At 75.3% G+C, this 10,882-nt stretch carries 13 protein-coding genes and 3 tRNA genes; 8 read left to right on the top strand and 8 right to left on the bottom strand.

The genetic code is table 11. From position 1 onward, the window contains the following. Position 1 precedes the first annotated feature (1 nt). Positions 2-391 (top strand): sterol carrier family protein, encoded by a 390-nt coding sequence (locus HGCM_RS01770; protein ID WP_026075184.1) that lies wholly within the window; start codon positions 2-4, stop codon positions 389-391. 44 nt (positions 392-435) lie between these two features. Here the strand turns inward: HGCM_RS01770 and HGCM_RS19215 are convergent, their stop codons facing one another. Further along, the gene (locus HGCM_RS19215; RefSeq protein WP_019135176.1) at positions 436-1,908 is read right to left on the bottom strand and encodes an RICIN domain-containing protein; all 1,473 of its coding nucleotides are present in this window, start codon (positions 1,906-1,908) and stop codon (positions 436-438) included. 174 nt (positions 1,909-2,082) lie between these two features. Between HGCM_RS19215 and HGCM_RS01760 the strand changes: the two genes are divergently transcribed. From HGCM_RS01760 to purM, 3 genes are all read left to right on the top strand, one after another. Then, positions 2,083-2,469: a hypothetical protein gene (locus HGCM_RS01760; protein ID WP_019135175.1), complete on the top strand. Its 387-nt coding sequence runs from the start codon at positions 2,083-2,085 to the stop codon at positions 2,467-2,469. Positions 2,470-2,530: 61 nt separating this feature from the next. Continuing rightward, positions 2,531-4,078: an amidophosphoribosyltransferase gene (gene purF / locus HGCM_RS01755; RefSeq protein WP_019135174.1), complete on the top strand. Its 1,548-nt coding sequence runs from the start codon at positions 2,531-2,533 to the stop codon at positions 4,076-4,078. Then, a complete protein-coding gene (gene purM, locus HGCM_RS01750) occupies positions 4,075-5,196 on the top strand; it encodes a phosphoribosylformylglycinamidine cyclo-ligase (protein WP_019135173.1) in 1,122 nt (373 codons plus the stop codon). Before purF ends, purM begins: the two co-directional genes overlap by 4 nt. A gap of 177 nt (positions 5,197-5,373) precedes the next feature. Here the strand turns inward: purM and HGCM_RS01740 are convergent, their stop codons facing one another. Then, entirely contained in the window at positions 5,374-5,571 is a 198-nt protein-coding gene (locus HGCM_RS01740; protein ID WP_026075183.1) for a DUF3073 domain-containing protein, read from the bottom strand. Between the two features lie 542 nt (positions 5,572-6,113). On the opposite strand from HGCM_RS01740, the gene HGCM_RS01735 reads away from it, so the two are divergent. Continuing rightward, positions 6,114-6,323, top strand: a complete 210-nt coding sequence (locus HGCM_RS01735; protein WP_019135170.1) for a BldC family transcriptional regulator — start codon at positions 6,114-6,116, stop codon at positions 6,321-6,323. 238 nt (positions 6,324-6,561) lie between these two features. Here HGCM_RS01735 and HGCM_RS01730 read toward each other — a convergent pair whose 3' ends face one another. The 6 genes from HGCM_RS01730 to HGCM_RS01705 form a co-directional block, all read right to left on the bottom strand. Next, on the bottom strand, positions 6,562-6,891 hold the full coding sequence (locus tag HGCM_RS01730; protein ID WP_019135169.1) for a DUF3618 domain-containing protein: 330 nt from the start codon (positions 6,889-6,891) through the stop codon (positions 6,562-6,564). Further along, positions 6,888-7,295, bottom strand: coding sequence for a phage holin family protein (locus HGCM_RS01725; protein WP_019135168.1), 408 nt, complete (start codon positions 7,293-7,295; stop codon positions 6,888-6,890). The genes HGCM_RS01730 and HGCM_RS01725 overlap by 4 nt, the downstream gene beginning before the upstream one ends. A 144-nt stretch (positions 7,296-7,439) precedes the next feature. Beyond that, complete coding sequence (locus tag HGCM_RS01720; RefSeq protein WP_019135167.1) at positions 7,440-7,919, bottom strand: phage holin family protein; 480 nt, start codon at positions 7,917-7,919, stop codon at positions 7,440-7,442. A 163-nt stretch (positions 7,920-8,082) separates the two neighbouring features. Beyond that, positions 8,083-8,155: transfer RNA gene (locus tag HGCM_RS01715), tRNA-Phe, on the bottom strand. Between the two features lie 38 nt (positions 8,156-8,193). After that, positions 8,194-8,267 (bottom strand) — tRNA-Asp (locus tag HGCM_RS01710). A gap of 60 nt (positions 8,268-8,327) precedes the next feature. Further along, a tRNA-Glu gene (locus tag HGCM_RS01705) sits at positions 8,328-8,400 on the bottom strand. A 188-nt stretch (positions 8,401-8,588) separates the two neighbouring features. Between HGCM_RS01705 and HGCM_RS01700 the strand changes: the two genes are divergently transcribed. Genes HGCM_RS01700 through HGCM_RS01690 form a run of 3 tightly spaced genes read left to right on the top strand, consistent with a single transcriptional unit; the run spans position 8,589 to position 10,865 of the window. After that, a complete protein-coding gene (locus HGCM_RS01700; protein WP_081596426.1) occupies positions 8,589-8,933 on the top strand; it encodes a metallopeptidase family protein in 345 nt (114 codons plus the stop codon). Between the two features lie 28 nt (positions 8,934-8,961). Further along, on the top strand, positions 8,962-9,903 hold the full coding sequence (locus HGCM_RS01695; protein ID WP_019135165.1) for a cation diffusion facilitator family transporter: 942 nt from the start codon (positions 8,962-8,964) through the stop codon (positions 9,901-9,903). A 44-nt stretch (positions 9,904-9,947) separates the two neighbouring features. Then, positions 9,948-10,865: an LLM class flavin-dependent oxidoreductase gene (locus HGCM_RS01690; protein WP_019135164.1), complete on the top strand. Its 918-nt coding sequence runs from the start codon at positions 9,948-9,950 to the stop codon at positions 10,863-10,865. Positions 10,866-10,882 lie beyond the last annotated feature (17 nt).

The raw sequence follows: 10,882 nt of genomic DNA, 5'->3' as shown, positions 1-10,882 counted from the left end.
CATCATCGGGGGGTGCCCGTCCGGTCGCCGTACCGACCCCGCCACCGGGCGCGCCGCGCTCGCCGCGTGGCGCGCGGACCCCTCGGGCGCCACGCGCGCCGACGTCCGCACCGCCGTGCGGTTCACGCTCGAGGAGCTCGCGGAGGTCGCGCCCGGGCACGCGGTCGAGGTGCGTGTGCCGCCGGACGGTGCCGTCCAGGCGGTCGAGGGCCCCCGGCACACGCGCGGCACGCCGCCGAACGTCGTCGAGACCGACCCGCAGACCTGGCTCGCGCTCGCGTCCGGACGGCTCGGCTGGTTCGAGGCGGTCGACGCGGGGCTCGTCCGGGCCTCCGGCGAGCGGGCCGACCTGCACGCGTGGCTCCCGCTCCAGGCGGCGCGCGCCCGCTGACGCGGGGCGCCGGGCCGCGTCGACCCGGCGCCCGCGCCGTCACGTCACACGAGCCGCCAGCGCTGGTTCGCGCCGCCGTGGCAGTCCCACACGATCAGCCGGGCGCCGTCGGTCGCCCGCCACCCGTCGATGTCGAGGCAGCGTCCGGACGCCGGGTTGCGCAGCGTGCGGTCCGCTCCCAGCACCCAGTCCTGCGCCGCGTTGCCGTTGCACCGGGCGATCTGCACGGGCGTGCCGTTGGCCGTGCCGGCGCCCGCCACGTCGAGGCAGAGGTCGTTCTGCGTGCGCAGCGTCCGGCCGACGGCCTGCCAGCGCTGCTTCGTCTCGCCGTCGCAGGCCCACATGACGACCCGCACGCCGGGCGAGAAGCTCCACGCCGGGACGTCGAGGCACTTGCCGTTGAGGTCGCTCACGACCGTGCGCGTGCCGGCCGGCAGCGTGGGCGTCGGCGAGGCGGTGGGCGTCGGCGAGGCGGTGGGCGTCGGTGAGGCGGTCGGGGTCCGGGTCGCCGTCGCGCTCGGCGTCGGCGCGGGCGGTGTCGCCGAGCAGCCCGACTGCCGGCCGATGGTGTCGACGTGCGCGAGGCCCTGCTGCCGCAGCGAGGCGACCGCGGCGCCCGCCTGCGCGGGCGTCAGCACCTGGTCCTCGGCGTGGAGCACGTAGTCCACGCTCTGCCGCCACACGCTCGTCCCGCTGCCGTGCCCCGCGAGGTCGATGAACCACTGGTTGAAGTCGATCGACATGTCCTGGCGCGGGTAGACCTTGCCGCTGTGCGTGCCGACGAGGCGGCCGTCGACGTAGTACCGGATCGTGCCCCCGCCGACGGTGGCCATGACGTCGTGCCACCCGGCCAGGCTGCCGGCCAGCGTCGTGGACTGGTTGTCGGCCACCCACGGGTCGGCCTGGTAGGTGTACCAGCTCGTCACGTAGTCGGTCGGCGTCGAGGTGCCCCAGCCGCCGTTGGGCAGGTACTCGGCGAAGTCCAGCTCCGAGTACGTGGGGTCGAACGCGTAGGCCAGCGGCGAGATCGAGTAGAAGGTCTGGTTGACGTGGTCGCCGTCCGGACCGCTCTCCGGGACGTCCGCGAACTTGATCCGCGCGAGGTAGGTGCCCTCGCGGAACCGGCGCGCCTGCTGCGAGACCTCGGCGTGCGAGGTGCCGGCCGCGGTGCCGTTCGTCGCGGCGCGCAGGCGCAGCGAGCGCTGACCGTCGACCGAGTCGAACGTCACGTTGTCGGCCGACCAGGCCGCGCCGCCCACCCCGGGGCCGCCGGCGCTCGTGCGCACGCGCCAGCCGTGCGAGGCGAGCGCGGGGTCGGTGCGCGAGGTGTAGCTGAAGTCGTCGAACAGCGTGCCGCACGTGGGGGCGGCGGTGCCGGCGGGGGCGGTGACGACGACGAGCGCGGCTCCCCCCACCAGGACGAGCGCGCCCAGCAGGGCGGTGACGAGGCGGGTGCGGGCGGTGCGACGACGGGTGCGGGCCGGTCCGCGGCGCGCGGTGCTCGGGAGCAGGGTCATGAGCGTCCTTCGAGTCGAGCCGCTGCCGAACCGGTTCCGGTGGGCATGGTCCGGGACCGCGGGAGAAGGTGGCGGCGACTGTCGGGCAACCCCGGTGACGCGCGGCGTCACCACGGGCACCGTAGCCGAGACCGGGGGGCGGGGACCGGGGTTCGGCTGACCTAGGATCGCCGGGTGCCGTCCGAGACCGACCCGCAGCAGCCCGCCCCGGCGAACGACCCGACGCCGGCGGGCGCGCCGGGAGAGCCCCAGGGCCCGGCGTCCGACGCGCTGCCCACCGAGGAGGAGCTCGAGCGCGAGGCGGTGCCGGCGACCGTCCGGCGGGCGCCCAAGTTCGGCGCCTTCATCACGGTCGGCGCTCTCCTCGGCCTCGTCGTCGGGCTGGTCCTCGCGATCGCGCTGCAGCCCGCCGTCCCGGTCGTCTCCGACGCGGGCTTCATCTCGTTCCTGGGCGGCCACGGGACCGTCCGGACGGTGTGCGCCGTGGCGGGCGCGGTGTTCGGCGGCTTCCTGGGCGGTGCGCTCGCGGTGCTCGCCGACCGGCGCAGCCGCGCGCGCTGACGAGCCGCCCGGTCGCGGACACGGGTCCGCGCCGCGGCGCCCGTGTGCGACCATGGAGCACGTGGCCCCCCGCGCAGACGGACGTCTCAACCACGACCTGCTCCCGAACGAGAAGGGCCCCCAGGACGCCTGTGGCGTCTTCGGGGTCTGGGCTCCCGGCGAGGAGGTCGCGAAGCTCACGTACTTCGGCCTCTACGCGCTGCAGCACCGCGGCCAGGAGTCGGCCGGCATCGCGACGTCGAACGGCCAGCAGCTGCTCGTCTACAAGGACATGGGGCTGGTCTCCCAGGTCTTCGACGAGACCGCGCTCGACGCCCTGAAGGGGCACATCGCCATCGGCCACGCCCGGTACTCGACGACCGGTGGCAGCACGTGGGAGAACGCGCAGCCCACGCTCGGCGCGACGGCCGCCGGCACGGTCGCCCTCGGGCACAACGGCAACCTCACCAACTCCGGCGAGCTCGTCGACCTCGTCGCGGAGCGGTACGGCAGCCAGCGGCGCGGCGAGCTCGCGCGCGGCAACACGACCGACACGGCGCTCATCACCGCGCTGCTCGCGGGGGACCCGGACCACACGCTGGAGGCCACGGCGCTCGAGGTGCTCCCGCGCCTGCGCGGCGCGTTCAGCCTCGTCTTCATGGACGAGACGACGCTGTACGCCGCGCGCGACCCGCAGGGTGTGCGCCCGCTCGTGCTCGGCCGCCTCGAGCGCGGCTGGGTGGTCGCGAGCGAGACGCCGGCGCTCGACATCGTCGGGGCGAGCTTCGTGCGCGAGATCGAGCCGGGGGAGTTCGTCGCGATCGACGCCGACGGCCTGCGCAGCACGCGGTTCGCGCCCGTTGCCCGGGCCGGCTGCATCTTCGAGTACGTGTACCTCGCCCGCCCCGACACGACGATCGCGGGCCGCTCGGTGCACGCCGCGCGGGTCGCGATGGGCCGGCGCCTGGCGGTCGAGCACCCCGTCGAGGCGGACCTCGTCATCCCCGTGCCGGAGTCGGGCACGCCCGCGGCGGTCGGGTACGCGCAGCAGTCGGGGATCCCGTTCGGCCAGGGCCTGACGAAGAACGCGTACGTCGGCCGGACGTTCATCCAGCCGAGCCAGACCCTGCGACAGCTGGGCATCCGCCTCAAGCTCAACCCGCTGCGCGAGGTCATCCGCGGCAAGCGGCTCGTCGTCGTGGACGACTCGATCGTGCGCGGCAACACCCAGCGCGCGCTCGTGCGCATGCTGCGCGAGGCGGGCGCCGCCGAGGTGCACGTCCGCATCTCGTCGCCGCCCGTGAAGTGGCCGTGCTTCTACGGCATCGACTTCGCGAGCCGCGCCGAGCTCATCGCGAACGGCCTGGCGGTCGACGAGATCGGCGCCTCGCTCGGGGCCGACTCGCTCGGCTACATCTCGCACGAGGGCCTCGTGGAGGCGACCGAGCAGCCCGCGTCGCAGCTGTGCAGCGCGTGCTTCACGGGCTCCTACCCGATCGAGCTGCCGCCGGCCGACCGCCTCGGCAAGCACCTGCTCGAGCAGAACGAGCTGCCGCTCGGCGCCCCGGAGGACGGCCTGCTGACGCTGCTGCCCGGCTCCGGCGGCTCCACCGCGCTGGACCAGCCGTGAGCGGCACGGAGCAGGGCGCGGTCACGTACGCCGCGGCCGGCGTCGACACCGAGGCCGGGGACAAGGCCGTCGAGCTCATGAAGGGCGCGGTCCGCGCGACGCACGGCCCGCAGGTGCTGGGGGGAGTCGGCGGGTTCGCGGGGCTGTACGACGCGACCGCGCTCACGCGCTTCCGGCGCCCCCTGCTCGCCACCTCGACCGACGGCGTGGGCACGAAGGTCGCGATCGCCCAGGCGATGGACGTGCACGACACGATCGGGTTCGACCTGGTCGGCATGGTCGTCGACGACATCGTCGTGGTCGGCGCCGAGCCGCTCTTCATGACCGACTACATCGCGTGCGGGAAGGTGGTGCCCGAGCGCATCGCCGACGTGGTGCGCGGGATCGCCGCGGCCTGCTCGGTCGCCGGCACGGCCCTCGTGGGCGGCGAGACCGCGGAGCACCCGGGCCTGCTGGGCCCCGACGAGTACGACGTCGCGGGCGCCGCGACGGGCGTCGTCGAGGCCGACGAGCTGCTCGGCCCCGAGCGGGTGCGGGAGGGCGACGTCGTGCTGGCGCTGGCCTCCAGCGGCCTGCACTCCAACGGGTACTCGCTCGTGCGCCGGGTCGTCCAGGTCGCCGGCTGGTCGCTGGAGCGGGACGTCGACGAGCTCGGCCGCACCCTCGGCGAGGAGCTGCTGACCCCCACGCGCGTCTACGCGTCCGACTGCCTCGCGCTCGCGCGCCGGGCCGGCGTGGACGGCCTGCACGCGTTCAGCCACGTGACGGGCGGTGGGCTCGCGTCGAACGTCGCGCGCGTGCTCCCCGCGGGGCTCGTCGCGGACCTCGACCGCTCGGCCTGGCAGCTGCCGGCCGTCTTCTCGCTCGTGCAGCGGCTGGGCCAGGTGCCGTGGAGCGACCTCGAGGGGACGCTCAACCTCGGCGTCGGCATGGTCGCGATCGTGGCGCCGGACGCGGTCGACGGCGTGCTCGCGCACGCCGCGGAGCTCGGCCTGCCGGCCTGGGAGCTCGGGCGCGTCCGCGCGCTCGGGGAGCAGGACCACGGCGCCGACGTCGTGACGGGCACCAAGGGCGTGCACGGCGGAGCGGTCCGGCTCACCGGGACGTACCGGGTCTGACCTCAGGCGCCGTCCCGGGCGGGAGCCACCGGATCGGACCGGCGGCTCGGCCGCGGGCGCAGCCGGACCGGCGCGATCGTCGGGAGCCGGCCGTGCGGGCGGCCGAGGACCGGACCGCTCAGGTCCGGCGGGTGCGCGCCCGCCGGGGGCGCGCTCACACGATGCGGGGGCGTCGGCTCAGCGGTCGTCGTCGAGCCAGCGGCGGTAGTCGTCGTCCTCGTCGTCGGTGTCGACGACGGACGTGCGGCGCTCCGACTCGGTGTGACCGTTCGAACCCAGCTCGCGCTCGAGGGCTCGGTAGTTGGTGTCCGGGCTGAAGTACTTCAGCTCGCGGGCCACCTTGGTCTGCTTAGCCTTCTGACGGCCGCGCCCCATGGCATCGACCCCCTCTTACGTGGATGCGGGGCGGCTCCGTGCTGACACGTGCGGCCCCGGGGTGCTGGATCGTCTCTTCGTGCGGCAACCGTACATGCTGCCGATCTATTCCGGCCACTCGCGGACGGGCGACGCGCATCACGTCGGAGCGGGGGGCGTGGTCCGCGGTCGCCAGGGCCCGCCCGGCTTGGTACGGGGTGCCCGTGTTTGGCACGACACACCCCGAATCGCCGACCTTCGTGGTGCCTACCCCATTGGCCGGGTTTACCCTGAGGGTGTCGACCGACCGGCTGGTAGGTGTTGAGCCGGGTCGGCGCGTCGGGGGACGGAGGTGCAGCCATGGTCGGCTCCGCGGGTGCGTGGACACGCGCGGACCTCCTCGAGGGCCGCCTGACCTGCACCGGTATGCGCCTTTCGCCCCTTTCCGTCATGATGGTGGCGACGACGGCGGTCACCGTGCCGCCGGCCGTCGTCCCGCACACAGCGGCCGGCCGCAGGGCGCACGCCCCGTGGACGGCCACTCGCTCGCCAGGAGGCAGCAGATGACCAGCCACCCTGCACAGACCGAGGCGCTGCTCACGCCGTCCGAGGTCGCCACGCTGTTCCGGGTCGACCCGAAGACGGTCACCCGCTGGGCCAAGGCCGGCAAGCTCACGTCGATCCGGACGCTCGGCGGCCACCGCCGCTACCGCGAGTCCGAGGTGCGCGAGCTGCTCGAGGGCGTCCCGCAGCAGCGCGAGTCCGACGTCTGACCCGTACCGCCCTGAGCGCCCCGGACCGGGGCGCCACCGCCGCCGTCCCGCCGCGACATCGGCGGGCGCACGGCACGCCGGTCGACGACCGGCCTCCCACCCGGGCCGTCACCTCGGCCCCGGGCCGACGGACCAGCCCTCCACCGCGGTGGCGTCCGGCGGCAGCACGACGACTCCACCCGTCCGGTGACGCCGGCCGGGCCCCCTCCGGGCCCGCGGCCAGGTCCCGCGGTCGCAGTCAGCGGCGACCGCGGACCGCAGCAGCCGCCAGCAGCGCGACGACCGCGACGACCCCGCCCAGCACCATGCGCGCGCGCGTCCGGTCGCGCGGGGGAGCGTCGGAGCCGACCGCGTCGGTCCAGATGCGCTTCGCCTCCTGGGCGCCCTGGTCGGCCAGCGCGCGCGGCGTCAGCCGTCCGGCCAGCTCGTCGACCGTCGACGCCAGCTGCGCACGCGTCGCGGCGACCTCGGCCTCCAGCTCCACCATGCGCGGGGTCGAGAACGGCGTGACCGAGCCGTCCTTGCCGTCCGCGTCGCCGCCCTGCGGGGCCTTCGTCGTGTCGCTCACTTGTGGAACACCTCCTGCACGGCCGCCACGTCCTCCTGCACGTTCTCGATCGCCTTCGCCGGGGTGGGCGGCGACGCCTTCTTCAGCCGGTTGACGCCCACGAGGGCGAGCACCGCGACGACGAGCAGCAGCACGACGGTCACGATGAGCGCGGCGAGCCACGGCTCGAACGGGACCGACAGCGCGAGGATCGCGGTCGTGATGACGGCGGCGAGCAGGTAGAGGGCGAGCACGCCTGCCGCGGCGAGGAGCCCGGCGCCGAGGCCGAGCTGCCGCGCGCGGCCGGCGACCTCCTCCTTGGCGAGGTCGATCTCGGCGCGGACGAGTCGTGCGGTCTGCTCGCTCAGGTCGCTGACGAGCTGCCCGACGGTGCGGGTGTCGTTCGATGGGGCCGAGGTGGCCATGGGACGAGCCCCTCTCCTGCGGTCGCGGGTGCGGGTGGGCACGTGGGCGTGCCGTCTGCACAGTCTCGCGGCACGGGCCCGCGACCGCGAGTGCTGCGTGGCGCGGGTGCCCGTGGAGCCGCCGGCCGCGGGGACGCGTCCGGCTCAGTCGGCCCAGGGGTGCACGAGCTCCTCGGCGGGGTGCTCGGGCTGGCGGGCGCGCACGACCGAGAAGGACGGGCCCTCCGGCAGGCGTCGCTTGCCCCAGGCGGCGAGCGCGGCGGCGACGAGCACGAGCCCGGCGCCGACGAGCAGCGCGGAGAGCCACAGCGGGACGGCGTGCGCCAGGCCGACGACCCCGGCGACGACGAACAGGGCGAGGCCGAAGAACGCGAGCAGCGCCGACGAGCCGAACAGGATCGCGGAGGGGCGGATCTGGATCGCGCGCGTGCGGACGGACGCGGAGACGGCGTCGATCTCCGACTGGATCGTGGCGCGGACGCGGTCCTCGGCGTGGTCGATCTTCTCGCGCGCGCGGTCGGCGATCGGCTCGGTGAGCCGGTCGAGGAAGCGGCGGCGGGGCTGCTCCTGGCCGGGGGCGGTCCGGCGGGGCTCGTCCTGGCCGGCGGCGGGGCTGGTCGTCACGGCTCGGTCCTCCTGGAGGTCTCGGTGCCTTCCAGGGTAGTGACGGCTCCGCCTCGCGCCGTGGATCGAAGGGCCCGGGTGACGGCGTCGTCGCGCCGGGACCCGCCGGGCGGCCGGGGAACGAGCGAGGGCCCCGCTCCTGGGAGCGGGGCCCTCGTCGACGTGGCTCCGACCGGCGTCGATCCGGTGACCTTTCGATTTTCAGTCGAACGCTCTACCAACTGAGCTACAGAGCCTCGAACACGAACGCCGGCCCGAAGACCGGCGAACGGAGCGACCCCGACGGGACTTGAACCCGCGACCTCCGCCGTGACAGGGCGGCGCGCTAACCAACTGCGCTACGGGGCCTCGATACTGCTGTGAGACCGGTACTGCTTGTCCTGCGTCACTTCCACTGCACGAGCTGCGTACCCCCAACGGGATTCGAACCCGTGCTACCGCCGTGAAAGGGCGGGGTCCTAGGCCGCTAGACGATGAGGGCGTGCCGCCCCTGACGTCGAGGCGTCGGATGACCGGAGACGAGCATACGGGCTGCGCTGCCGAACTCCAAAGCCGGGTGCCGCGGCGTGCTCAGCCTCACACCCGCGCGGCCGCCTCCCGCGTCGTCGTCCCTGCCCCGCGGGCGCGCGGCCGGGCAGGATGGGAGCGGAGGTGGTGCGGGTGGTCGAGATGTCCCTCGAGGACTTCGAGGACGCCGTGCGGGACGCGCTCGACGAGATCCCGCCGGAGCTCGCGGCGATGATGGACAACGTCGTCGTGCTGGTCGAGGACGACCCGCCCGCCGACGACCCGGACCTGCTCGGCCTCTACGAGGGGACGCCGCTGACGGAGCGGGGCGAGGTCTGGGCGGCCGGAGCGCTGCCGGACCGCATCACGGTGTTCCGGCTCCCGACGCTCGCGCTGTGCGAGGACCGGGACGAGGTCGTCGAGGAGGTCGCGGTCACGGTGGTGCACGAGATCGCCCACCACTTCGGCATCGACGACGCGCGCCTGCACGAGCTGGGCTGGGGCTGACGGCCGTGCGCGCGCCCCGGAGGACGACATGAGCGCCGGTCACGGGCCCGGTCATGGGCACGGGCACGGGCACGGGCACGGCACCGCCGCGCAGGCGCACCGCGGCCGGATGGTCGCCGTGCTCGTCATCACACTGGTCGTGCTCGTCGTCGAGGTCGTGGGCGGCGTGCTGTCGGGCTCGTTCGCGCTGCTCGCGGACGCGGGCCACATGCTCACCGACGCGGCCGGCGTCGCGCTCGCCCTCGGGGCGACCGCCATCGCGGCGCGCCCGGCCACCGCGACGCAGACGTTCGGCTGGCAGCGCGCCGAGATCCTCGCGGCCCTGGTCAACGGCGTCGTCATCACCGTCGTCGGCGTGCTCGTGCTCGTCGGAGGGGTGCGCCGCCTCGTCCATCCCGGCGAGGTCGAGGCCGGCCTGATGCTCGCGGTCGCGGCGGTCGGGATCGTCGCCAACCTCGCCGGCCTGGCGCTGCTGCACCGGGGGCAGGCGGAGTCGCTCAACGTGCGGGGCGCGTACCTCGAGGTCCTCGGCGACCTGCTGGGCTCGGTCGCCGTGGTGGTCGCGGCGGTCGTCGTGCTGGCGACGGGGTTCGTGCGCGCGGACGGCGTCGCGTCTGTCGTCATCGGGCTGCTGATCCTGCCGCGCGCGTTCGCGCTGCTGCGCGAGGTCGCCCACGTGCTGCTGGAGGCGACGCCGGCGGGCGTCGACCTGACGGCGGTCCGCTCGCACGTGTGCGGCGTGCCGGGCGTGCTCGGCGTGCACGACCTGCACGCCTGGACGATCACGTCGGGCGTGCCGGTGCTCTCGGCGCACGTCGAGGTGACCGACGAGGTGCTCGCGCGGGGCGAGGCGGGGCGCGTGCTGGACGACCTGCGACGGTGCCTCGCGGGCCACTTCGACGTCGACCACTGCACGTTCCAGCTGGAGCCGCCGGCGACCTCCGCGACCGAGGCGCGCACGCACGCCTGACGCGGCCCCGCCCTCGGCGCGGCCGCGCCGTTAGGGTGCTGCGCATGGTGCGCGTGGGCGTGGTGGTGCTGCCGCAGGAGCGGTGGGCGACGCAGCGGGAGACGTGGCGGCGGCTGGAGGAGCAGGGCTTCGACCACGCGTGGACGTACGACCACCTGGCGTGGCGCTCGCTCGCCGACGAGCCGTGGTTCGCCACCGTGCCGCTGCTGGCGGCCGCCGCGGCCGTGACGTCGCGGATCGGGCTCGGCACGTTCGTCGCCTCGCCGAACTTCCGCCACCCCGTGCCGTTCGCCAAGGACGTCATGGGCCTGGACGACGTCAGCGGCGGCCGGTTCGTGCTGGGCGTCGGTGCGGGCGGGACCGGGTTCGACGCGTCCGTCACCGGGCCGGCTCCGACGACCGCGGAGCGCACGCGGCGGTTCACGGAGTTCGTCGAGCTGATGGACACACTGCTGCGGCAGCCGGTGACCTCGCACCGGGGCGAGTTCTACGAGGCGGACGAGGCGCGCATGGTCCCCGGCACGCTGGCCCGCCCGCGCACCCCCTTCGTCGTCGCCGCCGCCGGGCCGCGCGCGATGGCGCTGGCCGCCCGCCTCGGCGACGGGTGGGTCACGTACGGGCCGAGCTTCGGGCCGGAGGACGCCGACGCCCCCGACGCGCAGGAGCGCTGGTGGTCCGGGGTCGCGGAGCAGGCCGCCCGGATGGACGACGCGGAGCGGGCCGCCGGCCGGCCGGGCGCGCTGCGGCGGTACCTGAGCCTGGACGGAGCGCCTCGCTTCTCCCTCGGCTCGCTGGCGCTGGCGCTCGAGGGCGCCGAGCGGGCGGCCGGCCTCGGGTTCCACGACGTCGTCGTCCACCAGCCCCGCAGCGCCGGCGTCTACGCGGGCGACGGGGCCGTCCTCGACGCCCTCGCGGCCCGCCTCGACGAGGTGCACGCGCTCCCCGTCGCCGCTCGGGCCTGACGCGTCCCGGCAGGGCG

This window comes from Cellulomonas massiliensis JC225, assembly GCF_000312005.1.
Lineage (GTDB): Bacteria > Actinomycetota > Actinomycetes > Actinomycetales > Cellulomonadaceae > Cellulomonas > Cellulomonas massiliensis.
The sequence above is the reverse complement of the archived record's forward strand: the minus strand, read 5'-3'. Positions and strand labels throughout refer to the sequence as shown.